Origin of the sequence: Mesorhizobium sp. WSM4906 (genome assembly GCF_029674625.1) — a bacterium.
Taxonomy (GTDB): Bacteria; Pseudomonadota; Alphaproteobacteria; order Rhizobiales; family Rhizobiaceae; genus Mesorhizobium.
Genome location: NZ_CP121355.1, coordinates 5,933,898 through 5,958,904, shown reverse-complemented (window position 1 = coordinate 5,958,904; position 25,007 = coordinate 5,933,898). Strand labels below are relative to the sequence as shown.

General features: G+C 64.2%; 28 protein-coding genes. 17 read left to right on the top strand and 11 right to left on the bottom strand.

Annotated elements, in window-relative coordinates; genetic code table 11:
• The first annotated feature begins 27 nt into the window (after positions 1-27).
• From QAZ22_RS28950 to QAZ22_RS28925, 6 genes are all read left to right on the top strand, one after another.
• The gene (locus QAZ22_RS28950; RefSeq protein ID WP_278204331.1) at positions 28-1,209 is read left to right on the top strand and encodes a cell wall hydrolase; all 1,182 of its coding nucleotides are present in this window, start codon (positions 28-30) and stop codon (positions 1,207-1,209) included.
• Positions 1,210-1,475: 266 nt separating this feature from the next.
• Positions 1,476-1,868: an AtpZ/AtpI family protein gene (locus QAZ22_RS28945; protein ID WP_278204330.1), complete on the top strand. Its 393-nt coding sequence runs from the start codon at positions 1,476-1,478 to the stop codon at positions 1,866-1,868.
• A gap of 65 nt (positions 1,869-1,933) precedes the next feature.
• Positions 1,934-2,692 carry a F0F1 ATP synthase subunit A gene (locus QAZ22_RS28940; protein ID WP_278073366.1) on the top strand — a complete coding sequence of 253 codons (759 nt, stop codon included), beginning with the start codon at positions 1,934-1,936 and terminating at the stop codon, positions 2,690-2,692.
• 79 nt (positions 2,693-2,771) lie between these two features.
• Positions 2,772-2,996 carry a F0F1 ATP synthase subunit C gene (locus QAZ22_RS28935; protein WP_027164582.1) on the top strand — a complete coding sequence of 75 codons (225 nt, stop codon included), beginning with the start codon at positions 2,772-2,774 and terminating at the stop codon, positions 2,994-2,996.
• A 62-nt stretch (positions 2,997-3,058) separates the two neighbouring features.
• On the top strand, positions 3,059-3,640 hold the full coding sequence (locus QAZ22_RS28930) for a F0F1 ATP synthase subunit B (protein WP_278073365.1): 582 nt from the start codon (positions 3,059-3,061) through the stop codon (positions 3,638-3,640).
• A gap of 10 nt (positions 3,641-3,650) precedes the next feature.
• Entirely contained in the window at positions 3,651-4,142 is a 492-nt protein-coding gene (locus QAZ22_RS28925; protein WP_278204329.1) for a F0F1 ATP synthase subunit B, read from the top strand.
• A gap of 459 nt (positions 4,143-4,601) precedes the next feature.
• Here QAZ22_RS28925 and QAZ22_RS28920 read toward each other — a convergent pair whose 3' ends face one another.
• Both QAZ22_RS28920 and QAZ22_RS28915 read right to left on the bottom strand, forming a co-directional pair.
• Entirely contained in the window at positions 4,602-5,300 is a 699-nt protein-coding gene (locus QAZ22_RS28920; protein ID WP_278204328.1) for a ribonuclease HII, read from the bottom strand.
• A 213-nt stretch (positions 5,301-5,513) separates the two neighbouring features.
• Positions 5,514-6,668 carry a PA0069 family radical SAM protein gene (locus QAZ22_RS28915; protein WP_278204327.1) on the bottom strand — a complete coding sequence of 385 codons (1,155 nt, stop codon included), beginning with the start codon at positions 6,666-6,668 and terminating at the stop codon, positions 5,514-5,516.
• Between the two features lie 149 nt (positions 6,669-6,817).
• Here QAZ22_RS28915 and QAZ22_RS28910 point away from each other — a divergent pair, with 149 nt between their 5' ends.
• Together QAZ22_RS28910 and QAZ22_RS28905 are read left to right on the top strand one after the other, a co-directional pair.
• Positions 6,818-7,321, top strand: a complete 504-nt coding sequence (locus QAZ22_RS28910; RefSeq protein ID WP_278204326.1) for a glycosyltransferase — start codon at positions 6,818-6,820, stop codon at positions 7,319-7,321.
• 176 nt (positions 7,322-7,497) lie between these two features.
• The gene (locus tag QAZ22_RS28905; protein ID WP_278204325.1) at positions 7,498-8,472 is read left to right on the top strand and encodes a hypothetical protein; all 975 of its coding nucleotides are present in this window, start codon (positions 7,498-7,500) and stop codon (positions 8,470-8,472) included.
• 92 nt (positions 8,473-8,564) lie between these two features.
• Here the strand turns inward: QAZ22_RS28905 and QAZ22_RS28900 are convergent, their stop codons facing one another.
• The 7 genes from QAZ22_RS28900 to QAZ22_RS28870 all read right to left on the bottom strand — a co-directional run bounded on the left by QAZ22_RS28900 (position 8,565) and on the right by QAZ22_RS28870 (position 12,927).
• Positions 8,565-8,990 carry a hypothetical protein gene (locus tag QAZ22_RS28900; protein ID WP_278204324.1) on the bottom strand — a complete coding sequence of 142 codons (426 nt, stop codon included), beginning with the start codon at positions 8,988-8,990 and terminating at the stop codon, positions 8,565-8,567.
• A 122-nt stretch (positions 8,991-9,112) separates the two neighbouring features.
• Positions 9,113-9,664 (bottom strand): molybdenum cofactor biosynthesis protein B, encoded by a 552-nt coding sequence (gene moaB / locus QAZ22_RS28895; RefSeq protein WP_278204323.1) that lies wholly within the window; start codon positions 9,662-9,664, stop codon positions 9,113-9,115.
• Entirely contained in the window at positions 9,664-10,545 is an 882-nt protein-coding gene (locus QAZ22_RS28890) for a 4-(cytidine 5'-diphospho)-2-C-methyl-D-erythritol kinase (protein WP_278207977.1), read from the bottom strand. Before QAZ22_RS28890 ends, moaB begins: the two co-directional genes overlap by 1 nt.
• 25 nt (positions 10,546-10,570) lie before the next feature.
• On the bottom strand, positions 10,571-10,756 hold the full coding sequence (locus QAZ22_RS28885; RefSeq protein WP_027164591.1) for a membrane protein: 186 nt from the start codon (positions 10,754-10,756) through the stop codon (positions 10,571-10,573).
• Between the two features lie 83 nt (positions 10,757-10,839).
• Positions 10,840-11,697: a S49 family peptidase gene (locus tag QAZ22_RS28880; RefSeq protein ID WP_278204322.1), complete on the bottom strand. Its 858-nt coding sequence runs from the start codon at positions 11,695-11,697 to the stop codon at positions 10,840-10,842.
• 211 nt (positions 11,698-11,908) lie between these two features.
• Positions 11,909-12,703 carry a methyltransferase gene (locus QAZ22_RS28875; RefSeq protein WP_278204321.1) on the bottom strand — a complete coding sequence of 265 codons (795 nt, stop codon included), beginning with the start codon at positions 12,701-12,703 and terminating at the stop codon, positions 11,909-11,911.
• Positions 12,703-12,927 carry a DUF2007 domain-containing protein gene (locus QAZ22_RS28870; RefSeq protein ID WP_278073355.1) on the bottom strand — a complete coding sequence of 75 codons (225 nt, stop codon included), beginning with the start codon at positions 12,925-12,927 and terminating at the stop codon, positions 12,703-12,705. The genes QAZ22_RS28875 and QAZ22_RS28870 overlap by 1 nt, the downstream gene beginning before the upstream one ends.
• A gap of 161 nt (positions 12,928-13,088) precedes the next feature.
• On the opposite strand from QAZ22_RS28870, the gene QAZ22_RS28865 reads away from it, so the two are divergent.
• The 5 genes from QAZ22_RS28865 to QAZ22_RS28845 all read left to right on the top strand — a co-directional run bounded on the left by QAZ22_RS28865 (position 13,089) and on the right by QAZ22_RS28845 (position 18,069).
• The gene (locus QAZ22_RS28865) at positions 13,089-14,102 is read left to right on the top strand and encodes a polyprenyl synthetase family protein (protein WP_278073354.1); all 1,014 of its coding nucleotides are present in this window, start codon (positions 13,089-13,091) and stop codon (positions 14,100-14,102) included.
• 108 nt (positions 14,103-14,210) lie between these two features.
• Positions 14,211-14,876, top strand: a complete 666-nt coding sequence (locus QAZ22_RS28860) for a GntR family transcriptional regulator (RefSeq protein WP_278204320.1) — start codon at positions 14,211-14,213, stop codon at positions 14,874-14,876.
• A gap of 197 nt (positions 14,877-15,073) precedes the next feature.
• Positions 15,074-15,673 carry a biotin transporter BioY gene (locus tag QAZ22_RS28855; protein ID WP_278204319.1) on the top strand — a complete coding sequence of 200 codons (600 nt, stop codon included), beginning with the start codon at positions 15,074-15,076 and terminating at the stop codon, positions 15,671-15,673.
• A 6-nt stretch (positions 15,674-15,679) separates the two neighbouring features.
• The gene (locus tag QAZ22_RS28850; RefSeq protein ID WP_278204318.1) at positions 15,680-16,096 is read left to right on the top strand and encodes a DUF1284 domain-containing protein; all 417 of its coding nucleotides are present in this window, start codon (positions 15,680-15,682) and stop codon (positions 16,094-16,096) included.
• Between the two features lie 197 nt (positions 16,097-16,293).
• Entirely contained in the window at positions 16,294-18,069 is a 1,776-nt protein-coding gene (locus QAZ22_RS28845; RefSeq protein WP_278204317.1) for a tetratricopeptide repeat protein, read from the top strand.
• Between the two features lie 487 nt (positions 18,070-18,556).
• Here QAZ22_RS28845 and QAZ22_RS28840 read toward each other — a convergent pair whose 3' ends face one another.
• Positions 18,557-19,018 carry a GNAT family N-acetyltransferase gene (locus tag QAZ22_RS28840; RefSeq protein WP_278204316.1) on the bottom strand — a complete coding sequence of 154 codons (462 nt, stop codon included), beginning with the start codon at positions 19,016-19,018 and terminating at the stop codon, positions 18,557-18,559.
• A 170-nt stretch (positions 19,019-19,188) separates the two neighbouring features.
• On the opposite strand from QAZ22_RS28840, the gene QAZ22_RS28835 reads away from it, so the two are divergent.
• From QAZ22_RS28835 to QAZ22_RS28820, 4 genes are all read left to right on the top strand, one after another.
• Positions 19,189-20,250, top strand: a complete 1,062-nt coding sequence (locus tag QAZ22_RS28835) for a glycine--tRNA ligase subunit alpha (protein ID WP_278204315.1) — start codon at positions 19,189-19,191, stop codon at positions 20,248-20,250.
• 429 nt (positions 20,251-20,679) lie between these two features.
• Positions 20,680-21,081 carry a DUF559 domain-containing protein gene (locus tag QAZ22_RS28830; RefSeq protein ID WP_278204314.1) on the top strand — a complete coding sequence of 134 codons (402 nt, stop codon included), beginning with the start codon at positions 20,680-20,682 and terminating at the stop codon, positions 21,079-21,081.
• 68 nt (positions 21,082-21,149) lie between these two features.
• On the top strand, positions 21,150-23,597 hold the full coding sequence (glyS, locus tag QAZ22_RS28825) for a glycine--tRNA ligase subunit beta (RefSeq protein WP_278204313.1): 2,448 nt from the start codon (positions 21,150-21,152) through the stop codon (positions 23,595-23,597).
• A 268-nt stretch (positions 23,598-23,865) separates the two neighbouring features.
• The gene (locus tag QAZ22_RS28820; protein ID WP_278204312.1) at positions 23,866-24,207 is read left to right on the top strand and encodes an ATPase; all 342 of its coding nucleotides are present in this window, start codon (positions 23,866-23,868) and stop codon (positions 24,205-24,207) included.
• A gap of 93 nt (positions 24,208-24,300) precedes the next feature.
• Here QAZ22_RS28820 and QAZ22_RS28815 read toward each other — a convergent pair whose 3' ends face one another.
• A complete protein-coding gene (locus QAZ22_RS28815) occupies positions 24,301-24,810 on the bottom strand; it encodes a hypothetical protein (RefSeq protein ID WP_278204311.1) in 510 nt (169 codons plus the stop codon).
• Positions 24,811-25,007: the final 197 nt, after the last annotated feature.

The following is a 25,007-nucleotide window of genomic DNA, read 5'->3' as shown; positions in this document are numbered from 1 at the left end:
GGGTCAGTAGCGTTTCTGGAGAGTTCCGTGCATCGACGCGTTTTTATGCGGCTCGTCGCCGCCGCCGTTGCGAATAAACCTTCCTTCCTTACTCCTTTGGTTCTGGGGCTCGGCTTCTGGGTCGGCTTTCCATCGGTCGTCGCCTATCAGGACATGGCGAGCCTCGTCTCCGGGCTGGAGTCGCCTCACGCCCGCTGGAACGCCTATGTCGAGAAATCCGTCGCCGGCTCGGTGCACGCCGCCGAGATGCCGTTTGTCGATTCGGCCGCCACGGGCTCGATCTCCGGTTCGGGCGTGGCATTGCCGGGCGTCGGCGCGGTTGCGTTCCGCGGCAAGGGCAATGTCGCCGGCACCACCCCCGATGAGGATCGCGTCGTGCGCGCCGACAAGAAGGGCCGCCTCGTTCAGGTGTCACCGGTGGCGCCGCCGAAGAATTTCAGCGCCGGCTCGATCTTCGAGCGCAGCTCCTCGCTGCTCCGTCCGAGCATGGACAGCAACCTGAAGTTCACCTTCGCCAAACCCGGCATCAAGGGCAAGGAAGTCCAGATCGCCCAGGCCTTCCACATCCGCGAGGACAAGAAGCCCGATCCGGATTTGCCGGCGGCTCTCGTCGCTCTCGTCAACAACGACAAGCCGGATATCCTCGCCACCGCCTATGCGCAGTCGGCACCGGACTACGCCAAGGCGTCGCCCTTCGAAGCGCTGCTGCAGGACGATCCGAACGACGGCCGCTTCATCCCGCCGATGGGCAAGGGCGACCATGCCTGGATGCAGAACCCTTTGCCGGCGGCCGTCTTCTCCATGCCGGAACAGGAATGTCTCGCCAAGGGCATCTATTTCGAGGCGCGCAGCGAGCCGGTGCGCGGCCAGGCCGCGGTGGCGCAGGTGATCCTCAACCGTGTCCGCAACCCGGCCTATCCGAAGACGATCTGCGGCGTCGTCTACCAGAACGACAACTGGTTCAACCGCTGTCAGTTCTCCTTCGCCTGCGACGGCAGGAAGAAGCGCATCAACGACCCGGTCGCCTACAAGACCGCGCAGGATGTCGCCATGGCGGTGACCGCAGGCAAGATCTTCATCCCCGAGGTCGGTTCCTCCACGCATTACTACGCCAACTATGTCCATCCGGGCTGGTCGCGTGCCATGCATCGCATGACCAGGATCGGCCTGCACATCTTCTATCGCACTTATGGCGGCGGCTGGAGCTGAGCCGTTCGAGCGAGCCTCCGGTAGCGTTCTGCGTGGGCCTGCCGCTCGCACCGATCGGTGCGGCTTGCCGCGCGGATTCGCGCCGAGTCCCCGCGCGGGCGTGACGGGCACGATGTCGCACCCGAATAAGCCCTTGATTTAAAACAGGAAAATACATCGCTTTGAAGTTCGACCCGTGGCTTGACGGGCGCGGACCCTCTAACTATGTTGCCGGCGACTTTAGAAGCGGACGGACGGTGATAGTCTGCCCGGGCAGGGGGGTTGCGATGGCCGACAAAAACAGGCCAGACGGAACCGGAGAAACCGGCCGCGGCAGGCAGCCAGAAGCCACCATCCGCGACGACGAACTTGAGCGCCGCCGGCGCGAGCTTGAAGCATCGCTTGCATCAAGACGCACGGACCGGCTCGAGGGGAAAGACGAAGCGAAGGCTGCGACCGGTTACGGTCAGGCATTGAAACTGTCCAGCGAGTTCATCGCCGGGGTGGTGGTTGGTGTCGGCTTGGGCTGGATTGTCGACCGCGTGGCGGGTATCGCGCCATGGGGTCTGATCGTCGGCCTGTTGCTGGGCTTCGGCGCCGGTATACTCAATGTCCTGCGTTCGGCAGGGCTTGCGTCGGAATTCGGTCAGGGCGGCAAGCCGCGCGAGCCGAAGGAATGAAATGAGGCGCCGCAAGGCGCTAAAGCGAACTCAAGAAGCCGGTTGCGGCTTTGACGGGGATAAAAGTGGCTGCTGACAAGGTCGATCCGATCCACCAGTTCCAGATCCATCCGATCATTCCGATTCATATCGGCGGCTACGACGTCTCCTTCACCAATTCCGCTCTGTTCATGGTCGTGACGGTCATCGTCGCGTCCGCCTTCCTCTACATGAGCACCGCCAGCCGCGCCCTCATCCCGGGCCGCCTGCAGTCGGTGTCGGAAATGGCCTACGAATTCGTCGGCAACATGTTGCGCGACGCCGCGGGCAAGCAGGGGATGCAGTTCTTCCCGCTGGTGTTCTCGCTGTTCATGTTCGTGCTGGTCGCCAACCTCATCGGCCTGTTCCCCTATTTCTTCACCGTCACCAGCCACATTATCGTCACCTTCACGCTGGCCGCGCTGGTGATCGGCACCGTCATCGTCTACGGCTTCGCCAAGCATGGGCTGGGCTTCCTCAAGCTGTTCGTGCCGCATGGCGTGCCCGGCTATCTTTTGCCGCTGGTGGTGGCGATTGAAATCATTTCCTTCGTCTCGCGTCCCGTCAGCCTCTCGGTTCGTCTTTTCGCCAACATGCTGGCCGGCCACATCACGCTGAAGGTGTTTTCGGGCTTCGTCGTCAGCCTCAGCGCGCTGGGCGCCGTCGGCGTCGCCGGCTCGGTTCTGCCGCTCGCCATGGCGGTCGCGCTGACCGCGCTGGAACTGCTGGTCGCCTTCCTGCAGGCCTACGTCTTCGCGGTGCTGACCTGCATGTATCTGAACGACGCTCTGCACCCGAGCCACTGATCGATTTTCTCCGGCGCTTCGGCGCCAGCTTACCCAACGTACCAACTGCAACGATTACGAAAACCACAGGAGTTTTGAAATGGACGCAACTGCAGCAGCTGCTATCGGCGCTGGTATCGCCTGCATCGGCATGGGCGGCGCGGGCATCGGCCTCGGCAACATCTTCGGCAGCTATCTCTCGGGTGCGCTCCGCAACCCGTCGGCTGCTGACGGCCAGTTCGGCCGCCTGATCTTCGGCTTCGCCGTGACCGAAGCTCTGGGCATCTTCTCGCTCCTCATCGCGCTGCTCTTGGTCTTCAAGTAAGAAGCACGCGCTGACGAAAGGGGCCGCATGGTGCGGCCCCGCCGTATGGACAGGGGAATGAGATGTTCGTGACATCTGCCTTTGCGCAAGAGTCCGCGCCGGCTGCGGCCGAAGGCGACACGCATGCGGGCACTGCCGTGCCTGCCGAGGAGCATGGCACGTTCCCGCCGTTCAATGCCGAGACCTTCCCGTCGCAGATCCTGTGGCTGGTCATCACCTTCGGGCTCTTCTATCTGTTCCTGAAGCGGGTTGTGATGCCGCGCGTCGGCGGTATCATCGATGTCCGCAACGATCGCATCACCCAGGATCTCGACCACGCCGCGAGGCTGAAGGGCGAGGCAGATGCTGCCGTTGCGGCCTACGAGCAGGAACTGGCGGAAGCCAAGGCTCGCGCCAACACGATCGGCCAGCAGGCGAGCGACGCCGCCAAGAGCGAAGCCGAAAGCACGCGCAAGAAGCTCGAGGCGGAACTCGAAAAGAAGCTCGGCGAGGCCGAGGCGAGCATCGCCTCGATCAAGGCCAAGGCGATGAAGGAAGTCGGCACGATCGCCGAGGACACCACGTCGGCCATCGTCGAGGCGCTCGTCGGCGGCAAGACCGACAAGGCCGAGATCTCGGCCGCGGTCAAATCCGCGAGCCGGTGAGGAGGGCATCATGGACGCCACATCACTCGCGACGCTCTGGGCAACCATTGCCCTGATCATCTTCCTCGGCGCCGTCATCTATCTGAAGGTGCCGGGCATGCTCGCCAAGTCGCTCGACGCCCGCGCGGCCAAGATCAGCAGCGAGCTCGAGGAAGCTCGCCGGCTGCGCGAAGAGGCCCAGCAGCTGCTCGGCCAGTATCAGCAGAAGCGCAAGGAAGCCGAGAAGGAGGCCGCCGACATCGTCGCCGCCGCCAAGCGCGAGGCCGAACTCCTTGCCTCCGAGGCGCATAAGAAGACCGAGGACTATGTCGCCCGCCGCACGGCTCTTGCCGAGCAGAAGATCAGCCAGGCCGAGCGCGAAGCGATCGGCGAGGTGCGCGCCACCGCCGTCGACATCGCTGTCGAAGCCGCCCGCGCGCTGCTTGCCGCCAAGGTCGACGCCAAGGCCGGCGCCGATCTGTTCAAATCCGCGCTGCAGGACGTGAAGGCCAAGCTGAACTGAGCGGCTCTACCGTCGCCAACAAAAAAGCCGCTGGGCAACCCGGCGGCTTTTTTGTTGCGGCGCGGAAGCTGCCAATCTCCCCCATTGTGGGGGAGATGCCCGGCAGGGCAGAGGGGGGGCGCGAAGGATCGCCGGCGTTGCATTCTGGTCCGCCGCGCCGACGCGCATGGCAGCTTGGCGCATGCATTGTCTAATGTAGCGCTGGTCGACCCCCACTCCGTCTCGGCTTCGCCGAGCCACCTCTCCCCCGATCGACGGGGTAGAGGAAAGGCGCCAGGCTTTTTGCCGTCAACGCTCGTCCAGCGACGCTCCCTTCCTTTCCCTCCGGAGGGGGGAAAGGTGGCGCTGCGAAGCAGCGACGGATTGGGGGAACCACCTGGCAATCAAGCCCTGGCTTGATCAGTCACGCCAGTCACTGAAGATGTGTGCATGCCGTAACTACATTGGGGGAGATAGCTATCACTCCAATCCGGCGAAGCTCTCTTCCTCTTCGACCACCTCGACGCCACCCAGCCGGAACGGCGCGAAGGATGCGCGGTGCAGTCTTGCCACCGGGCCATGCGCTTCGATCGCGGTCCGATGCCGGACCGTCGCATAGCCCATATGCACCTCGAAGCCGTAATGCTCGTGATGGCCGCCGCAGCCGCACATCATGCGGTCGCGCATCACCTTGGCGACGATCGAGGCGGCGGCGATCGATTGTGAGCGCTGGTCGCCCTTGATCAAAGCGCGGCCCTCGCAGGCGAGTCCTGGCGGCACGTCGCGGCCGTCGGCCAAAGCCAGCCTGGGCCGCAGCGACAGGCCGGCGGCGGCACGGCGCATCGCTTCCAGGCTGGCTTTCAAAATATTGCTGTTGTCGATGCCTTCGGCGCTGATCGAGGCCATCGAGACGCTGAGCGCTGAGCCCAGGATTTTCAGGAACAGCGCCTCGCGCTGCAGGTGGGTGAGGCGCTTGGAATCATCGAGGCCTTCGGGAATGTTGGCGGGGTCGAGCACGACGGCTGCTGCCACAACCGGACCGGCTAGTGGCCCGCGGCCGGCCTCGTCCATGCCCGCGACTGGCCAAAGTCCCTCGGCCATCGCCTTCGTCTCGATGGAGAAGTCGGGCTTCTCGACCATTTCAAACAGAAGCGGAGAATCGGAACGCGCGCGAGCCATGGTGCGGCGAGGTTCGCATCCGCTCCGATTCTCCGCAAGTCCCTCCGGGTCGGATGGGGCTTCGGACCGGGAGGGCACCGTCTCACGGCCGGGGGACTGGGCCGGACGGGATTCTTGAGCAATTCCGGGAAAGTGCGCAGTGGTTCTTCATCCTGGAATTGCGTAAAAACAAATACTTAGCGGATCGCAGGCCTTTCATGGCCGGCGCCGTCATCACAGCAGCATCAGCTGCTCGCCGGCGCCGGAGCCTGCGACGAATTGATCGGTCCGAAGCTGCCGCCGCTCGGCATTGAGACCGAGCCGCTTGGCGGCGATCTCGAAGCGCCGGCCGATCTGCCAGGCATAGGGACCGGCGCCCTTCATGCGCTTGCCCCATTCCGAATCGTAGTCCTTGCCGTCGCGCATCGAACGGATCAGCGACATCACGTGCCGGTAGCGGTCGGGATAGTGCCGCAGCAGCCAGTCCTTGAAGATCGGCGCCACTTCCAGCGGCAGCCGCAACACGACATAGCCTGCTTCCCTGGCGCCGGCGGCGCGAGCCGAATCGAGGATGCGCTCCAGTTCCGGATCGTTGAGGCCTGGAATGATCGGCGCCACCATCACTGAGGCGGGGACGCCGGCATCCGAAAGCTGCCTTATCGCCTCCAGCCGCTTCGTCGGCGTCGATGCGCGCGGCTCCATGGTTCGCGCCAGCATGCGGTCGAGCGTCGTCACCGACAGCGCCACCTTGGCGAGGCTGCGTTCGGCCATGCGCGACAGGATATCGATGTCGCGCGTCACCAGCGCCGACTTGGTGACGATGCCGACCGGATGGCCGCGCGCCTCCAGCACTTCGAGGATCTCGCGCATGATGCGATACTGCTTCTCGATCGGCTGGTAGGGATCGGTGTTGGTGCCGATGGCGATGGTGCGCGGCTGGTAGCCGGGTTTCGACAATTCCCTGTCCAGCATGCGTGCTGCATCCGGTTTGGCGAACAGCTTCGATTCGAAATCGAGTCCCGGCGACAGGCCCATGAAGGCATGTGTCGGCCTGGCGAAGCAGTAGACGCAGCCATGCTCGCAGCCGCGGTAGGGATTGATCGAACGGTCGAAGGAAATATCCGGCGATTCGTTGCGGGTGATGATGGTGCGCGGCTTTTCTACCTGCACCTCGGTCTTGAACGGCGGCAACTCCTCCAGCGAGTTCCAGCCGTCGTCGAACACATGCCGGCTGACGGGCTCAAACCGGCCGGACGGATTGATGCCGGCGGAGCGCCCGCGGTTGCGGTCGGGGCGGATGCGCATGCCGCTCTGCTCGATCATGGCATTGGCCATCTCGGCCCTGCCTGCTCCGAAGGCGGCAATGTCGGCGCGGACGATCTGTTCCATTTTCGCCCTCTCCCAAGGACTGTCGGCAGGATGTCGAATCGTTCTGTTCATGAAACTATTCCTATTTTGCCGATGAGAACAAAGCAAGAACTTTTTCCGCTGGGACGCGCAACTGGCGCAGCGCCCGGCTTTCGGCTATTCGGCTAAGAATGCTCAGCGTTCTCATCGAGACCAAGAACGACGAAGAGGGTCTTGCCCGCACGCTCGCCTCGCTGATCGGCGGCGCGGTCGAGGGTGTCGTGCGCGATGTGGTCGTCTGCGACACCGGCTCGACCGACCAGACGCATCGCGTAGCGGAGCATGCCGGCTGCCATTATGTGGCTGGCGGCATTGCCGCCGGTATCGGCCAGGCCAAGGGAGACTGGCTGCTGCTGCTCGAGCCCGGCGCGCGACTGGCAGAAGGCTGGATCGAGGAGGTCGCGGCCCACACGGCAAGGCAGACCATGCCCGCGCGCTTCTCACGCGCCCGCGGCAATCGCACACCGTTCCTGGCTCGTGTGTTTTCGGGCAGTCGTGCGCTGGCCGAAGGTCTCGTCATCAGCAAGCGCCAGGCCGCGGCTCTGGCGAAAAGCGCGCGCAGCGCCGAAGCCCTGGCGCGTGGCCTGGCTACCAGAAGGCTCAACGCCGAAATCTGGGTCGCGCCGCCGAAGTGATGTAGGCGCCCGCACGAGGAAAGTCGGGCAGCAAATTTCAGTCATTGCTTTATTGTGCATTGCACAAAACTAAGGGCGAGGTTAGCATCCCGGCATGCGGGACAATCGGGATTGGGTAATGCCGAAGTGATAGGCGGGCGTCGCTTCGTCGAACGCCAATGCATATGAGGACCCCGATGAATCTTGCTCCCCCAGACAATTCCGGTGCGGCCAGCCTGGAGGCCATCGCCCGCGACGGCAGCCTGCTCAGGCGCATCGCCGTGCGCATCCCGACCTATTTGAAGGATCTTCGCGAAAACCCGGCCTGGCTGCCGATGTTCGTGCTGGCGCGCACCATGCCGGGGCGCCGCATGCATTGGCTTGGCGCCAGAGCGGCCCGTCCGCTCGACGATGCGGGTGCAACGATGTTCACCGGCATCGAACGCGACGCGGTCGTCGAGGCGCTGCGCTCCGATGGGCTGTTTTCGGGCTTCATGCTGCCGCCGGCGATCCATGAGGAGATCGCCGCTTTCGCGCAACGCACGCCCTGTTTCGGCAATTTCGACCGCCGTCTCGAATTCATGCCGGGCGACCATGCCGAGGCCGAGAAGCGTTTCGGTCGCTCGCTGCTCAGCGGCCATTTTTTCGAGCGCATCCTCGACTGCCCGGCCGCGCTTGCCATTCAACGGGATCCGCTGCTGCTCGACGTTGCCCGGCATTATCTCGGCGGCCAGGCGAAACTGATCACCACGCGCGTCTGGTGGAGCTTTCCGACCGGCAAGGCTTCCGACGCCGACAAGAACCTCGCCTCGCTCGGCAAATACCATTTCGACCTCGACGACTGGCGCATGCTGAAGTTCTTCTTCTATCTGGCGCCGGTCGACGCCGGTACCGGGCCGCATGTCTATGTCCGCGGCAGCCATAAGCGCCGCGCGCTCAAGCACCAACTGACGCTCCTGGTCGGCCATCCGGCGGAAGAGGTGCTGGATGTCTACGGCCTGCAAAGCCCGGTCACGCTGACGGGCGAGGCGGGCCTCGGCTTCGTCGAGGATCCGTTCGGCTTCCACATGGGCACGGTGCCGGCGAACACGCCGCGCCTGATGATGGAAATCGGCTTCGGCGTCTCGCGGCCTTCGCGCCGCCGCTTCCACGGCGAGCCGGTAATTCGCTGAGCAATTCCAGGAAAAGTGCCTAGAGCGGTTCACCGTTTCACGGAAACGCCGAACCGCTCTAACTCTTTGTTTTTACGTAAAAACAAACGGGGTCAGATCCCACGCACTTCAACCGGCATCCAGGCGGTGCGACGCCTGGCCAGTCGCTGCTCGCGGCTTTCGGCGTCGTAGCGGACCGGGATCGGCTCGCGGGAGAACTGCTCTCGATCATCCAGCGCATTGATGATGACGATGGCCCTGGCGTCAGCGCCATCGCCGGCGATCGCCGCGACATAGACGCCGCATTCGTGGCACAGCAGATAGTCGGCGGTGCGCAGGCCGAAGCGATAGATCTGCAGCCGCGCGCTGTCTTCGACCGAGACGACCAGCTTTCCGTTCGGATCGGCAGCCGCCCGCGATCCATGCCGGATGCAGAACGAGCACTGGCAGGCGCGGATTTCCATCCCGCCGGGATCGAGAGCGCTGGAGAAGCTCAGGCGGATGTTGCCGCAATGACATCCGCCGCTGTGAACGGTCATGGCACGGTCCCTTGTTTCCTCGCACAAGGTACTTCGCCGGCATCGGGTTCGGAATGGCGCCTCGAAGGCGAGAGCGCCATTCCGCCTGCAAACCGGATGCCGATCGAGCGCTTTGCCTGTGGTTACGAGCTGGGCTTGCCGCCCCGCCTGAGATGCTCGTCGAGACGCGGCATGATCTCGACGAAGTTGCAGGGCATGTGCCGGTAGTCGAGCTGTGCCTTGATGATGCCGTCCCAGGCGTCCTTGCAGGCGCCGGGCGAGCCCGGCAGGACGAAGACGAAGGTGGCGTTGACGACGCCGCCGGTCGCCCGGCTCTGGATCGTCGAGGTGCCGATCTTGTCGTAGGAAATGCGGTGGAAGACTTCCGAAAAGCCGTACATGCGTTTTTCGAAGATCGGCTCCAGCGCTTCCGGCGTCACGTCGCGCCCGGTGAAGCCGGTGCCGCCCGTGGTGATGACGACATCCACCGCTTCGTCCCTCGACCAGCCGAGCACCTTCTCGCGGATCTTTTCGCGATCGTCGGTGACGATGTCGCGGGCGGCCAGGATATGGCCGGCCTCCGCGATCCGGTCGGCAAGCGTCTGGCCAGATTTGTCGTCGGCGAGGCTGCGCGTGTCGGAAACGGTCAGCACCGCGATGCGCACCGGAATGAAGGGACGGGCTTCGTTGGCCATTAATCGGCCTCCATGCTGCGCGTCGCAGCGACGAACCAGCCGGGATGGCGGCCGCGGATGTCGATCGCCGCGCGCTTGGCGACATTGCCGGTTTCGAACAGGCCGAAGCAGGTGGCGCCGGAGCCGGACATACGGGCGAAGGCGGCACCTGCTTTTTTGAGTGCCTTGAGCGCTTCGCCGACGGCCGGCTGGATGGTTTGGGCGGCGGGTTCGAGATCGTTGCGGGTCGTTTCGAGCCAGTTGCGTATGGTGTGGAAATCCAGACGGCTCGGCAGGGGCGGTAGCGCCTCGCTGTCGCGCCTGGCAAGCGCTTTGAACACGTCGGGCGTCGAGACGGCGGCGCCGGGATTGACCAGGACCAGCGCCAATGCCGGAAATTCCGCCAGCGGCCACAATTCATCGCCGATGCCGCGCGCAATCAGCGGCTTCGCCTTGAGACACATCGGCAGATCGGCGCCGAGCGCCAGCCCGATCCGCGCCAGTCCGGCTTCGTCGATATCGAGCTTCCAGAGACGCGCAAGACCGTTGAGCGCGGCCGCGGCGTCGCTCGAGCCGCCGCCGACGCCGGAGGCGATCGGCAGGTTCTTTTCCAGTCGGATGGCGACGGGCGACGTCCGCTCCGGACCGGCCTCTTGGCGTAAGGCCTCGCGCGCTCGCACGACCAGATTGTCGCCGCCGAGCGGCATGCCCGCGGCGAAGGGACCGGATACCGAGAACGCGTCATGCTCCGCCGGCTCGATCTGCAGCCGGTCGCCGAAGCGGGTGAACACGGCTAGACTGTCGAGCAGGTGGTAGCCATCGGCGCGCCGTCCGATGACATGCAGCGCCAGATTGATCTTGGCAGGCGCAAGCCATGTCCGGGACTTGGCCTCGGGCTCCAGAATGTCGGCTGCTGGCGAGATGGCTTCAGTCCTTGGCCAGACGGTACTCGCCGGTCTTCGGATCCTTGACCAGCGTGCCCATCGTGCCGTTGGCCGCCTGTTTCTCGGTGCGCCGGATTTTTGCCGTCACACGCTCGGCCTCACGCACGAAAGCGCGATAGCCGAAATAGGCGGCGGCGCCGACGACAGCGAAGAAAATGATCTGCGGCATCTCAAAACTCCTCCCGCGTTCGCGCGGCAAGGCCGACCGTACAGGTCGGTCAAGCGATCATGCTAGCCACTTTCATGGCTTTTTCAAAGCCCGAAGCGCGCCCACAGCGCGCGCTCTTCCGCCGCATCGATGACACCGTTCGCGGCGGCCGCGGCGATATCCGGCGCCGAAAAACGCGAGCCGAACAGGCCGAAACGGCCGAAAAACCCGCGCGGCGTGGTGATCAGCTTGAGCTGCGTCTTTTCGCCGAAACGGGTCTTGAGCACGCTGCGCATGTCGCCCAGCGCATCGACCAGACCGAGCTCGAGGCCCTTCTTGGCGGTCCAGAACAGGCCGGTGAACAGATCAGGATCGTCCTTGAGCTTGGTGCCGCGCCGCTCCTTGACCAGATCGATGAAGGTCTCGTGCACTTCGAGCTGCAGCGCCTTCAGCCGCTCGACGTCTTCCTTCTTCTCCGGCTTGAACGGGTCGAGCACGGCCTTGTTCTGGCCGGCGGTGTGGACGCGCCGCTCGATGCCGATCTTCTTCAGCAGTTCCGGGAACCCGAACGAGGCGGAAACGACGCCGATCGAACCGACGATCGAAGAGGGGTCGGCGAAGATCTCGTCGCCGGCGATCGCGATCATGTAACCGCCGGAAGCCGCCACGTCCTCGACGAAGACCAGCACCTTCTTGTTCTTTTCCGCTGCCAGGTCGCGGATGCGCTTGAAGATCAGCCGCGACTGCACCGGCGAGCCGCCCGGCGAGTTGATCGAGATCGCGATCGCCGGCGCGTCGAAACTGAACGCCTTCTCGATCATGCCGGCCGTCGAGGCGAGCGACAGGCTCGGCCGGAACTGGCCGCCGCCGGGCAGGATGGTGCCGTGCAGCCGGATGACCGGGATGGTGACGACTGTCGAGCGCCAGGATTTCGGCAGCAGGCGGTTGAAGAAGCGTTTCACGAAAGCTCGTCTCCAGAAGAGGTGCAAGAGCAGGGGTGAGACCTCATCCTTGCTCCCGGCATGTAGGAATTCGCCGGCCAACGGCAATGCCGCATTGCCGGCCAGTGCATGTCGAGCAAAAGTGTGCAGCGGTTTTGCGAAAAAGACATGCATAAAATAAATCCTTGAAGCGCGTCGCCTGAATCCGTTTCAACGCAACGCGCTTCAAGGATCAATCGCCGAAAAGCGACGCCAGCCCATTGTTGATCATCTCGGTTCGCTCCGTCGGCTCGCTGCCGGATGGTCCGTGCAAGATCAGGGGCGGCCGGATCGACAGCTTGCCGCGCGCGCCGAGCGCCGCCCTGACGACGATGCGGATCGCCGTCGCGTCCGGGCGAGGGTGGACGCAAATCATCTCGGCGTCGCCGAAGCGGCCTTCGATCGCATCGAGGATGGCGACGAGCTGCTCCGGCCGGGCGATCACCGCCAGCCCGCCGCGCGGCCTGACGACGGCGGCGGCGCTTCTGATCCAGCTCTCGAACAGCCCGTCCTCCGTGACATGCGCTTGCTTCCGCAGCGCATCCGGCGTGGCGCGATCTTGCGCCGCGTTGAAGGGCGGGTTCATGATGACGAAGTCGAAGGAATTGTCGGCAAGCCCGGCTTCGGCCCGAGCGCGGCCGGCAAGCGTGACGTCGGCCGTCAGCGCCGAGGCGCGGCCGACGAGATGCGCATTGCCCGGATGCGCAAGCGTGGCGGCGGCAAACGCCGCCATCTCTGCGGAGCGCTCGACCAGAACCGCGCGCGATTGCGGACAGCGCGACAGCACGGCCAGCGCGGCGGCACCCGCGCCGGCGCCGAAATCGGCGAGCCCGCCGGAAAAGGCAGATGGAACAGCAGCGGCCAGCATCATGGCGTCCATGCCGGCGCGGTGGCCTTGTCTCGGCTGCACCAGCCAGAAGCGCCCGCGATGGAAGGCGTCGACCGTGTGGGCCGGCGTGTCGGCGCTGAGGGCGGTTGATGCTGTCATTATTTCCGGCGGATCTCGTTTTCGATGCCGGCGTCCTTCAGGATGCGGCGCGCCGCATCGGCCTTGTCGGCATCGACCATGACGCGCCTGGGCAGGATGCCGATCGATCCGTCGAGCACGCTCATGTTCTGGTCGGCGACGAAGCAGGCGATGCCGGCGTCGCGCATCAGCGATTCGACGAAGGAGATGACGACGGCGTCGTTGGTGCGGACGAGTTCTATCATGAAATGAAAATCGCAGGTTGCGGCGTTCATGTAAACGTCCAGGCAGGCCCGCGTCAGGCCGGCCGCGCCAATTCGCCTCTTGCCGTGCCCGGTTGTACCGACCTAGAGTCGCACCGGGACCAGGGTGTTGTCGTGCGCGTCAATATACGGGAGAGATCGTGGTGGGCGTCGTTCTGAATATCGAAGGCAAGCGGGAACCCGCTTCCATCAAGGATCTCATCGATCTGACGGCAGCCGACATGGGACGCGTCAACGAGCTGATCCTGTCCAAGGCCGGCTCCGACGTCGAGATGATCCCGGAGATCGCCAACCATCTGATCTCGTCCGGTGGCAAGCGGCTCAGGCCGATGCTGACGCTCGCCGCCGCCCAGATGTTCGGCTATGCGGGCGAAGGCCACGTCAAGCTCGCCACCGCGGTCGAATTCATGCACACCGCGACGCTGCTCCACGATGACGTGGTCGACGAGAGTGCGCTTCGCCGCGGCAAGAAAACCGCGCGCATGATCTGGGGCAATCAGGCAAGCGTGCTGGTCGGCGATTTCCTGCTCGGCCAGGCTTTTCGCATGATGGTCGAGGTCGGCTCGCTGGAAGCCCTCGACATTCTGTCGAGCGCCGCCTCCATCATCGCCGAGGGCGAGGTAATGCAGCTTGCCGCCGCCAAGAACCTGGAGACCACCGAGGACGAGCATTTCGCCGTCATCAAGGCCAAGACCGCCGCCCTGTTCTCGGCCGCCGCCGAAGTCGGTCCGGTGATTGCCCAGGCCTCCCGCAACGACCGCGCCGCGCTGCGCTCCTACGGTATGAATCTCGGCCTTGCCTTCCAGCTCATAGACGACGCGCTGGACTATGGCGGCTCCAGCAAGGAGCTCGGCAAGAATGTCGGCGACGATTTCCGCGAGGGCAAGGTAACGCTGCCGGTGATCCTCGCCTATCGGCGCGGCACCAAGGCCGAGCGCACCTTCTGGAAGCGTGCCATCGAGGACAATGTCACCGACGATGCTGGGCTCGAAAAGGCGATCGGCCTGATGACCCGCCACGGCGCCATCGCCGATACGATCGGCCGCGCGCGTCACTTCGGCGAGATTGCCCGCGACGCGCTGGCGCCGCTGGAAGCGACGCCGCAGAAGTCGGCGCTGATCGACGTCATCGATTTCTGCATCAGCCGCGTCAACTGAGAGCGTCGGTCTTCCCGGAGCTTGCCCGGCATCCGCCGGGTGAGGTGATCTGTGAATCCCGCTCCGGTCGTCTCGACAAACGGCCGTCGCGCAAATTATCTATAAAATATGGCCAGCACTGACGACACGATCGCCGTCCGCATCAGCAAGGAACTGGCGGACCGCATCATTTCGGGCGCGATCGAGCCCGGATCGCGGCTGCGCCAGGACCATGTCGCCGAGGAATTCGGCACCAGCCACGTGCCGGTGCGCGAGGCCTTCCGCCGCCTGGAGGCGCAGGGTCTGGCGATCAGCGAGCCGCGCCGTGGCGTGCGCGTCGCCGCGTTCGACCTCGGTGAGGTCCGGGAAGTGGCCGAGATGCGCGCGGCGCTGGAAGTACTGGCGCTGCGCCACGCCGCGCCGCATCTGACGCCGGCGATCCTCGACCAGGCCGAGGACGCGACCAAGGCGGGCGACAAATCCCGCGATGTCCGCTCCTGGGAAGAGGCCAATCGCACCTTCCACCGGCTGATCCTGGCGCCCTGCAACATGCCGCGGCTGCTTTCCACCATAGACGACCTGCATGCCGCGAGCGCCCGCTTCCTTTTCGCCGCCTGGCGCTCCGAATGGGAGACCCGCACCGATCAGGATCATCGCGCGATTTTGAGCGCGCTTAGGCAGGGCAACACGGAATCGGCCGCCGTCACGCTTGGCCGGCACGTGCAATGGATTGGCCAGAAACCGGTCAAGACCGCTTCCGGCAAGACCCGCGACGCCTTCGCCATAGTCGGCTAGGGACGCAGACACAGCTACGCTTCTGCGCTCCATCGCAGCCAAATGTCGGTTTTGGGCACCCTAACGGCCCTTGAATGGCTCAGCCTCATCGCGCGTCGATCTATGTCTCCGAAAGGGAGCGCTTGCCATCTCTGCAAAAATATGGATTCGATAATAGATCGAACGCATAAATTATCTATAATTTCAGGGACATCACCGTGACAAACATCGCCGTTTCGACCCGCAAGCCCTCCTTCAGCCCGCTCAGACTGGATAGTCGCTCCGTCGCCTGGAAGGCCGGCGCCGTCGTTCTCGGCTCGCTGTTCCTGGCGCTGTCGTCCTATATCGAGGTGCCGATGGTGCCGGTTCCGGTCACCATGCAGACCTTCGCCGTGACGCTCGTCGGCGCGCTCTACGGCTGGCGGTTCGGCGCGCTCACCATCGCGGCGTGGCTCGTCGAGGGCGCCGCGGGCTTTCCGGTTCTGGCGGGCGGCGCCGCCGGCGTGCAGCATTTCGTCGGTCCGACCGGCGGCTATCTCTTCTCGTTCCCGATCGTCGGCGCGGTCGTCGGCTGGCTGGCCGAGCGCGGCTGGAACGGCAATCGGGTGATGCTTGCCTTCGCCGCCATGCTCATCGGCAATCTTCTGTGTCTGGTTCTCGGCACGGCCTGGCTTGCTGTCATGATCGGCGCCGAGAAGGCGATCACCTTCGGCTTCCTGCCGTTCATCGTCGGCGGCCTGCTGAAGTCGGCGCTGGGCGCCGCGACGCTGAAGCTCTTCTCGACCTATCGGGCCGAACAGCGCGATCCGCGCGCCTAAGACGCGATGACCGTCAGGCTGCGCGCCCATCATCTGCTCTGCCTGCTGACCTATGTCGGCAAGGGTTATTCGCCCGCCTTCACCGCCAACTATGACAAGGTGGTGGGGCGGCTGGGCGAGGGCGAGGCGGTCTTGATCGTCTCCGGGCCGGACGACATCTGTGCCCCGATGCTGGACGAGCCCGAGCCGCACTGCCTGCGCGAAAGCGCCGCCGAACGGGATGGGCTCGCCGCGCGCGATGTCGGCGCTCTCCTCGGCCGGCCGGTCCAGGCCGGCGACCGGCTCGCTCTGGACCCCGCCAGCCTGGCGCGGATGCGGACGGCGTTTTCCTCCGGCCAGACGCGCCAGGCATGCTCCGGCTGCGAATGGTCTGGCCTCTGCGGTGCGGTCGCCGCCGGCGGATTTCACGATGCCCGCCTGTAGACGGCCGATACCGCCGGGCTGCAGGCGCCCGCTCCGGACTTTTCGGTCGCCGGGCATCGTTTTTTAAGTTGGATGATCGCATTGTGATTCGCGCCGGATTGAAGCCCGACCCCAAAAAGGCCATGCTTTGTCTGGAAAAGATCGAGTCTGTGGGCGGTCCGCCAAGGGCGGGAACCCGTCTGGCTGAAAGGGATAAGATGCAGCAAAGACGTGCGCGCTGGCTGACAAGGCTGGCATTTTTGACGGGTGTGGCGCTTTCGGTGCTGCCTGCCCATGCCAAGGAAAACGCCCAACCGATCCAGATCACGTCCTTCTCGGGCGCCTATCTTGCCGCCCACATCGCCGAAAGCGACAACGATCTCAACAACGCCATCGCCTATTACAAGCAGGCGCTGGCCTTTGCCCCCAACGACACGGAGCTGCAGCAGAGCCTGATGCTGGCGCTGGTCGCGCAAGGGCGTTTCGAGGAATCGCTGGTCTATGCCGACAAGCTCAAGGAAGTGCCCGATGTCGAGCGCTTCTCGCGGCTGGCACTTGCCGTCGATTCCTTCCACAAGAAGGACTACGCCAAGGCCCAGTACTGGCTGAAGCTGTCGCTCGAATCCGATCTCGACCGGCTGCTCTCCGGCGTCATGGACGGCTGGGCCAAGGAAGGCGCGGGCAGTGCGTCTGAAGCGATGGAATCCATCGACAAGCTCAAGGGACCGGACTGGTTCGGCCTGTTCAAGTCCTATCATCGCGCACTGATCGCCGACGCGGCCGGCCTTTCCGATAAGGCCGATGAAATCTACGCCGCCACCCTGGCCGACACCGCCGCTGGTGGCTCCGCGCCCGAGACGTGGATGCGCAACGCCCAGGCCTATGCCTCGTTCCTCTCCCGCAAGGGCGACAAGACGAAGGCGCTTGCGGTGCTCAACCAGGCCGAGGCCTTCGCGCCGGGCAAGCTCGAAATCACCACGCTGCGCGACAGGATCAACAAGGGCGACAAGATCGAGCCCTTGGTCGCTACCCCGGCCGACGGCGCCTCCGAAATCCTGCTCGACCTCGCCACCGCGCTCAATCGCGGCGGCGGCGAGCCTTTCGTGCGGCTCTATCTGCAATACGCGCTGGCGTTGAAGCCGGACAGCGATGCCGCCCTCGTTCAGCTCGCTGCCGTCGCCGAGCAGCTGAAGGACGGCGAGGGTGCGATCGCGCTCTACCGCCGCATTCCGGCCTCCTCGCCGCTGAAGGAGCTTTCGGAGCTGCAGCTTGGCCTGAACCTCGCCGACATCGACCGCAACGACGAGGCGATTGCGCACCTCAAGGGTTATGTCGATGCGCATCCGGCCGACATGCGAGGCTATCTCGCGCTCGGCGGCGTCTATTCCTCCAAGGAGGACTACCGCTCGGCCGCCAATCTCTACGACAAGGCGGTCGAGGCGCTGAAGACGCCGACCGCCGCCAACTGGAACATCTTCTACCAGCGCGGCATCGCCTATGAGCGGCTGAAGGAATGGCCGAAGGCAGAGCCCAATTTCCGCAAGGCGCTGGAGTTGCAGCCCGACCAGCCTCAGGTTCTGAACTATCTCGGCTATTCCTGGGTCGATATGAACACCAACCTCAAGGAAGGCCTGGCGATGATCCAGAAGGCCGTGGATCTCAGGCCAAGCGACGGCTACATCGTCGATTCGCTGGGATGGGCCTATTACCGCCTCGGCCGTTTCGATGACGCCGTCCGCGAAATGGAGCGCGCCGTGTCGCTGAAGCCGGAGGATCCGGTCCTCAACGACCATCTGGGCGATGCCTATTGGCGTGTCGGCCGCAAGCTGGAAGCGACGTTCCAGTGGACACAGGCACGCGATCTTAAGCCGGACCCGGATGTGCTTGCCGCCCTGCAGCAGAAGCTGCTCAAGGGGCTGCCGCCGATCGAATCCAACACGGCGCAGGAAACCCCCAAGGTCAAGCCGGTCACGCCGCCCCCGCCGAAGGGGTGACCCTTCCGCCAACGTTCAAGACGACGGGGCTCATCTAGCCCCGTTTTCGTTTCGGCTCGGCGTCTGCCGAGCCCGGGCCGGCCTCACTGAATATCGGCAAACGCCAGTTCCCTGGCGGAGAAAATCTTGACCTGTAGGCTGTTTGCGTTGGCAGGCGGCATGCGTTGGAGATTGGCCGAAACGCCCATCGCGATCGTCATCCACGGGCGGAGCAAGGAGCGAAGCGACGCGCGCAGACCCGAGGATCCATTCCGTAACGCATGAGCGCTGCTGCGGCGCAGAATTCTGCTCCGCTGCACTCTTTGATCAGGGTCACGGAATGGATTCCAGGGTCTCCGCGACGCCGCTTCGCGGCTGCTCCGCCCTGGAATGACGAGATTCGGGCGGCTTCAGCCAATCTCAGCGTTCGTGCCGATTTCACGGAAATGACCGGCGAAAATCTTACTCGTCGACAATGGCGACTTTCAAAAATCCCTGTGTCGAGGACCTAAAACATTTTCCGGTAAACGACGAACCCCGAGCGCTCGCCGATCTTGTCGTAGAGCTGCATGGCGGTGTGGTTGGTCTCGTGCGTCAGCCAGTAGACGCGGCCCGAGCCAGCGGCTTCGGCGCGCTGGTAAACGCCCTCGATCAGCGCCCTGCCGACGCCTTGGCCGCGCGATGCCTGCGACGTGAAGAGATCCTGCAGGTAGCAGTTCGGCGCGATCGCGGTGGTCGAGCGGTGGTAGAGATAGTGGACCAGGCCGAGAAGCTTGCCGTCGCGCTCGGCCACCAGCGCATGCATCGGCTCGTAGGCATCGAAGAAGCGCGACCAGGTCATCTGGGTGATCTCGCCGGCAAGCGCCGTTTCGCCCGATCGGCCGTAGAATGCGTTGTAGCCATCCCAGAGCGGCAGCCATTGTTCGTAATCCTGCCGAGTGACGGGGCGGACGATCCATTGGCTTGGCATGACATATCCCTCAGATTGAAGCGGCGAGAGCAAACGGCCAACTGCGACGCCCAGCAATGGGCCAGCCGCTGGCAAAGCGTTCAACCTCTCCGTGATGCGGCGCCCTGCCTTGACGCTCGCCGGCCCGCCAACTAGGGAATGCTTCAATCCCAGCGCTTTCCGAGGCTGCCGTGACCATCGAAATTCCTGCCCACATGCATCCCAGCCGCTCTTTCCAGGGGCTGATCCTGACCTTGCACAATTACTGGGCGGCTTACGGCTGCGTCATCCTGCAGCCCTATGACATGGAAGTCGGCGCCGGGACCTTCCATCCGGCAACCACCTTGCGCGCGCTCGGTCCGCTGCGTTGGAACGCGGCTTACGTGCAGCCGTCGCGCCGCCCGAAGGACGGCCGCTACGGCGAGAACCCGAACCGGCTGCAGCATTACTATCAGTATCAGGTGATCCTGAAGCCGAACCCGCCCAACCTGCAGGAACTCTATCTCGGTTCGCTCGAGGCTATCGGCGTCGATCCGCTGCTGCACGACATCCGCTTCGTCGAGGACGATTGGGAAAGCCCGACGCTGGGCGCCTGGGGCCTCGGCTGGGAGTGCTGGTGCGACGGCATGGAAGTGTCGCAGTTCACCTATTTCCAGCAGGTCTGCGGCATCGAATGCGCGCCGGTGGCCGGCGAGCTCACCTATGGGCTCGAGCGCCTCGCCATGTATGTGCAGGGCGTCGACAATGTCTATGACTTGAACTTCAACGGCCGCGAGGGCGCCGAGAAGGTCACCTATGGCGAGGTCTTCCTGCAGGCCGAGCAGGAATATTCGCGCCACAATTTCGAATTCGCCAACACCGCGATGCTGCTTCGGCATTTCGAGGACGCCGAGGCCGAGTGCAGGGCGCTGCTTGCCGCCGGCGCGCCGATCTCCCCCCTCGAGGGGGAGATGTCGGCGAAGCCGACAGAGGGGGTCCTCGCAGGAGGCACCGCCAATAAGGCGTCGAGCGCGTCGCAGGCGACCCCTCCCGGCCCTTCGGGCCACCCTACCCTCAAGGGGGAGGGGTTCCACCGCATGGTCTTCCCGGCCTACGACCAGTGCATCAAGGCAAGCCATGTCTTCAACCTGCTCGACGCGCGCGGCGTGATCTCCGTCACCGAGCGGCAGAGCTATATCCTGCGCGTGCGCAATCTGGCCAAGGCCTGCGGCGAGGCGTTCCTGAAGACGCGGGCGGGCGGTCTGGCGGCTTAGCTCAAGAAAGCTTTCGCGATCTCAGCGGCGGTCAGCGGCAACGCGCTCTGGCTGCTTGCGCTTTCGATTGTGCGCAGCGCTTGCCTCACGCCAGGCATCGAGAACGTGCCATGCATCTGGGCGGCGAAGCAGGCGCTCAGTGCCAGGATCTGCAGGGTTCTCGATGCCGTTTTCATCGTCTTTCAGCCAATAGTTCTCCGCCTGAGCGTTGGTCGCTTCAGTGCCGTGTTTGGTTCATGGGATTTCTGTCCTAAGGACGGGCGGGTCCGCTTCGTCCCGACAAAGACCTGAATATTTCCTGAAATAGCTCGATCTCGCGATCGGCAGGCAGGGTGACAGCGGCGAGGCGAGTTGCTATGCGCCCTCTACCTCCCCCTTGATGGGGGAGGTCGCCGCGAAGCGGCGGGTGGGGGTGACGGGCGCTTCCCTATGCCGAAACTTGATCGCTTCAAGTTGCAGTCCGCGCGAAGGCTGCGCGCGGCGATGACCGACGAGGAACGCAGGTTGTGGCAGCACCTCTGGCGCATCCCAGTCGAAGGCACGCACTTTCGTCGGCAAGCATCGGTTGGTGGCTACTATCCCGACTTTATCTCACATCGGCTGAAGCTGATTATTGAGGTGGATGGCTTCCACCATGGTGCCGATGATCAGCAGCGCCATGATGAAGTTCGGACGCGGTGGTTTGAAAGCCAGGGCTACCGCGTTGTCCGTTTCTGGAACCACGAGATAAAAAACGAACTGGATTCCGTCCTCGATACAATCTATGCGGCGGTGGAAGAACGGAAATTACACCTGCATCTGCGCGACGGTGCCGAAGGTAATGGCAGCTGAGAGGCCGCCACCCCACCCCGGCGCTACGCGCCGACCCTCCCCATCGAGGGGAGGGTGGGAGCTTAACTATGCCTGACCTACTCCTAGAACTCCGCTCGGAAGAGATTCCCGCGCGCATGCAGCGCAAGGCTGCCGGCGATCTTCGCAAGATGCTGACCGACGGTCTGGTCGAGGCGGGTTTGACCTATGAGGCGGCACGCGAATACTGGACGCCGCGGCGCCTGGCGCTCGACATCCGTGGGCTAACGCCGCGCTCGAAGGACATTCGCGAGGAGATCAAGGGTCCGTCGACCACGGCGCCCGAGCAGGCGGTGCAGGGTTTCCTGCGCAAGGCAGGTCTCGCCTCGATCGCCGAGGCGCATGTCCATTCGGATCCCAAGAAGGGCGACTTTTACGTCGCCCACATCTCGAAGCCGGGCCGGGCGGCCGAAGAAATCATCGCCGAGCTGGTGCCGGGCATCATCAGAAATTTCCCCTGGCCGAAATCGATGCGCTGGGGGCCGGCCTCGGCCAGGCCAGGTTCGCTGCGCTGGGTGAGGCCGCTGCAGTCGATCGTCTGCACCTTCGGGCCGGAGACAGAAGAGCCGGTGGTGGTCGATTTCGAGATCGACGGCATCCGTTCCGGCAACATTACCTATGGCCACCGCTTCCACGCGCCGGGCCAGATCACCGTTCGCCGCTTCGACGATTATTCGGCCAAGCTCGAGGCGGCCAAGGTCGTTCTCGATGCCGAGCGGCGCAAGGAGATCATCCGCGCCGATGCCCGCAACGTCGCCTTCGCCAACGGGCTCGACCTCGTTGAGGACGAAGGCCTGCTGGAGGAAGTCTCCGGCCTGGTCGAATGGCCGGTCGTACTGATGGGGGAATTCGAGCAGGATTTTCTCACCATTCCGGCAGAGGTCATCCGCCTCACCATCCGCGCCAACCAGAAATGCTTTGTCATCCGGCCGCACGGCGCCGCCGAGGACCTCTCCAACCGCTTCATCCTGGTCGCAAACATCGAGGCGACCGATGGCGGCAAGGAGATCGCCTACGGCAACGGCAAGGTGGTGCGGGCGCGGCTCTCCGACGCGCTCTATTTCTGGAAGACCGATCAGGGCGACCTGCCGGACCTCGACCAGCTGCGAGAGTCCGCGGCAAAGTTCGACCTGGACCTGAAGAAGCCGCTGGACCAGCGCATGGCGAGGCTCGACCACCTCAACGTGACGTTCCATGCCAAGCTCGGCACGCTGGGTGCCCGGGTTGAGCGGATTAGGAAGTTGGCGAAAGAATTGGCGCCGGTCGTGGCGCAGTCGATCTCCCCCCTTGAGGGGGAGATGGCCGGCAGGCCAGAGGGGGTCGCTGAGCGTGAGACGCCGACGCCCTTCGTGGCGAGAGGCAGCGTCGGCGCTTCACGCGAGACGACCCCCTCTGTCGCCTTCGGCGCCCCCTCGAGGGGGGAGATTACCGCGCTCGTCGCCCGCGCCGCGGTGCTCGCCAAGGCCGACCTGCAGACCGAAGTGGTGGGCGAGTTCCCGGAGCTGCAGGGCGCCATGGGCCGCAAATACGCGCTGCTGCAGGGCGAGCATCCGTCCGTGGCAGCGGCCGCCGAGGAGCACTACAAGCCGCAAGGTCCGTCGGACCGCGTGCCGACCGATCCGGTCTCGGTTGCTGTCGCGCTTGCGGACAAGCTCGACACGCTGACCGGCTTCTGGGCGATCGATGAAAAGCCGACCGGCAGCAAGGATCCCTTCGCGCTGCGGCGCGCGGCACTTGGCGTGGTCAGGATTTTGATCGAGAACCGCATTCGCATGGGGCTGACTTCGATCTTCTCCAAGGCCTTTGCGAACTTCACGGGCGGTGCCGGCCAGATGTCGGACCTCCTCGCCTTCTTCCACGATCGCCTGAAGGTCTATCTGCGTGAAAGCGGCGCACGGTATGACCTGATCGATGCGGTGCTGTCGGCGGGCTCGCGCCCAATCTCCCCCCTTGTGGGGGAGATGTCGGCGAAGCCGGCAGAGGGGGGCGCTGTCCCGCCGGCCCCTCATTCTGTCGCGCCCCCCTCTGCCCTGCCGGGCATCTCCCCCACAAGGGGGGAGATCGGCCAATCGCCGAACGACGACCTCCTGCAGATCGTTCGCCGCGTCGACGCTCTGGGCTCCTTCCTCGACAGCGAAGACGGCAAGAACCTGCTTGCCGGCACCAAGCGCGCCGCCAACATCCTGGCCGCCGAGGAGAAGAAGAAAACGCTCATCGCCGAGACCTTTGAGCCGGCTCTGTTCCGCGAAGACGCGGAAAAGAAGCTCTATGCCGCGGTGAATCAGGCCGAGAAGGAAGCCGGCCAAGCGATTCAAAACGAAGATTTTTCCGCCGCCATGCTGGCGCTTAGCGTTTTGCGTGAACCGGTTGATTCATTCTTTGAAGGCGTTCTCGTGAATGATGAGGACCAGGCCGTGCGTGCCAACCGCCTGGCGCTGCTTGCCCGCATCCGCGCCGCTACCGACCAGGTCGCCGATTTTTCAAAAATCGTCGGCTGACGGCCTGAAAAATCGCCGATCCGAAGCTGCCTGCGCCCCACAAGGCGCAGTGCGCTTCGACAATTTCACAGCCCGAAATTTAATGCGCCGGAGCCGGCTTACAGTCATATGGCGATGACCTCCGCATGGGAGAACCAATGCATGTCGCCCAGAGGTGTTCAGCGGTTCTGGGACAACGACATGCATCAAACGAAGACTTGAGGCGCGTCGCCTGAATTCGTTTCAGAGCGACGCGCCTCAAGACGTTCTCAAACCACGGAGGCATGCCATGAATTCCGTTCAGGATATCGAATTGACCGAAGAAACCCCGGCCGCCGCCGAGGGTATCGAGCCCGCTTCTGAAAACCTTCTCGACCATGCCGCCGCCGCGGCCATCGAAGCCGCCGATCCGTCTGAAGACGACGAAGAAGAAGGCGACGAGGAAGAAGCCGACGACGAAGACAGCGAGGACGAGGACGACGAAGACGCTGATGAGGAAGCCACTGCTTCGAGCGACGAAGAGTCGGACGACGAAGATGAGGACGCCGACGAAGACGCCAAGGCCTCGGACGACGAGGATGACGAGGACGACGACGAGTCCGAAGATGACGACAAGGAAGAAGCGGCCTGAGCCGTTTCTCGTCGCTTGAAAAACAAAGGGCGACGCTTGCAAGCGTCGCCCTTTTTCAGCTGAGCTTGGAGATCGGCGGCCGCGAGGGTAGCCCTACATGGCCTTGCCGACCGGCCGCAATGTCGAACTGTTTTGCGTTTGCGCTTGCGGCTGCGCCTGGCCGCCCGATCCGTTTGCGGCCGGCTTGTTGTCGGCGGCTTTGGTGTCGCCGTCGGGAGCTGCCGCGGCGGCGCCATTGGCAGGCGTGGCGGGCGCGGTGCCGTTTGCCGGTTCCGTGGATTTGGCAGCCGCGGTCGCCGCGGGTGTCGCGAAGGCGCCGCCGACGATGCCGCCGCGGATGATCGTCGGCGTCTGCGCGTGCCTCTGCTCCGATTTCTCCGGGATCGCGGCCACCTTTTCGCCGGTGACGGCTGGCACCGGTTCGCCGAGCGCCACGATCGATGGTGTCGAGGTCTTGCCTGGTTCGATCGCGGCCAGCCTGATCACCGAAGGCGTCGAGGTCGAAACGCCGAGCACGACGATGGACGAAGCCTGCGCCAGACCGGTCGTTGCCGAAAGGCCGATTGAGACCGCTCCCAGAACAATTCCAGGAAAGGCGCTCAACGGTTGGGCTCGGCGACTTCGCCGTAGCCTTCGGTCCGGAATTGCGCCAAAGCAAAGCATGCGCATCACAACAACTCCCCGAGCCCAACAACCGGAAACCAGCACCCTAGTGCCGGCGAATTGATGCCGGCTTGCGCGGAAACTTAACATTTTAGGGATTGATAAATCGCCAATGCCTGCCTTGCCCCGTATTGCCG

What these genes read in the sequence shown, in the direction of transcription:
- QAZ22_RS28945 (WP_278204330.1), top strand. Translation starts at nt 1,476, where the DNA reads ATGGCCGACAAAAACAGGCCAGACGGAACCGGAGAAACCGGCCGCGGC.
- QAZ22_RS28935 (WP_027164582.1), top strand. Translation starts at nt 2,772, where the DNA reads ATGGACGCAACTGCAGCAGCTGCTATCGGCGCTGGTATCGCCTGCATC.
- QAZ22_RS28930 (WP_278073365.1), top strand. Translation starts at nt 3,059, where the DNA reads ATGTTCGTGACATCTGCCTTTGCGCAAGAGTCCGCGCCGGCTGCGGCC.
- QAZ22_RS28925 (WP_278204329.1), top strand. Translation starts at nt 3,651, where the DNA reads ATGGACGCCACATCACTCGCGACGCTCTGGGCAACCATTGCCCTGATC.
- QAZ22_RS28920 (WP_278204328.1), bottom strand. Translation starts at nt 5,300, where the DNA reads ATGGCTCGCGCGCGTTCCGATTCTCCGCTTCTGTTTGAAATGGTCGAG.
- QAZ22_RS28915 (WP_278204327.1), bottom strand. Translation starts at nt 6,668, where the DNA reads ATGGAACAGATCGTCCGCGCCGACATTGCCGCCTTCGGAGCAGGCAGG.
- QAZ22_RS28910 (WP_278204326.1), top strand. Translation starts at nt 6,818, where the DNA reads ATGCTCAGCGTTCTCATCGAGACCAAGAACGACGAAGAGGGTCTTGCC.
- QAZ22_RS28905 (WP_278204325.1), top strand. Translation starts at nt 7,498, where the DNA reads ATGAATCTTGCTCCCCCAGACAATTCCGGTGCGGCCAGCCTGGAGGCC.
- QAZ22_RS28900 (WP_278204324.1), bottom strand. Translation starts at nt 8,990, where the DNA reads ATGACCGTTCACAGCGGCGGATGTCATTGCGGCAACATCCGCCTGAGC.
- moaB (WP_278204323.1), bottom strand. Translation starts at nt 9,664, where the DNA reads ATGGCCAACGAAGCCCGTCCCTTCATTCCGGTGCGCATCGCGGTGCTG.
- QAZ22_RS28885 (WP_027164591.1), bottom strand. Translation starts at nt 10,756, where the DNA reads ATGCCGCAGATCATTTTCTTCGCTGTCGTCGGCGCCGCCGCCTATTTC.
- QAZ22_RS28875 (WP_278204321.1), bottom strand. Translation starts at nt 12,703, where the DNA reads ATGACAGCATCAACCGCCCTCAGCGCCGACACGCCGGCCCACACGGTC.
- QAZ22_RS28870 (WP_278073355.1), bottom strand. Translation starts at nt 12,927, where the DNA reads ATGATAGAACTCGTCCGCACCAACGACGCCGTCGTCATCTCCTTCGTC.
- QAZ22_RS28860 (WP_278204320.1), top strand. Translation starts at nt 14,211, where the DNA reads ATGGCCAGCACTGACGACACGATCGCCGTCCGCATCAGCAAGGAACTG.
- QAZ22_RS28850 (WP_278204318.1), top strand. Translation starts at nt 15,680, where the DNA reads ATGACCGTCAGGCTGCGCGCCCATCATCTGCTCTGCCTGCTGACCTAT.
- QAZ22_RS28845 (WP_278204317.1), top strand. Translation starts at nt 16,294, where the DNA reads ATGCAGCAAAGACGTGCGCGCTGGCTGACAAGGCTGGCATTTTTGACG.
- QAZ22_RS28840 (WP_278204316.1), bottom strand. Translation starts at nt 19,018, where the DNA reads ATGCCAAGCCAATGGATCGTCCGCCCCGTCACTCGGCAGGATTACGAA.
- QAZ22_RS28830 (WP_278204314.1), top strand. Translation starts at nt 20,680, where the DNA reads ATGCCGAAACTTGATCGCTTCAAGTTGCAGTCCGCGCGAAGGCTGCGC.
- glyS (WP_278204313.1), top strand. Translation starts at nt 21,150, where the DNA reads ATGCCTGACCTACTCCTAGAACTCCGCTCGGAAGAGATTCCCGCGCGC.
- QAZ22_RS28820 (WP_278204312.1), top strand. Translation starts at nt 23,866, where the DNA reads ATGAATTCCGTTCAGGATATCGAATTGACCGAAGAAACCCCGGCCGCC.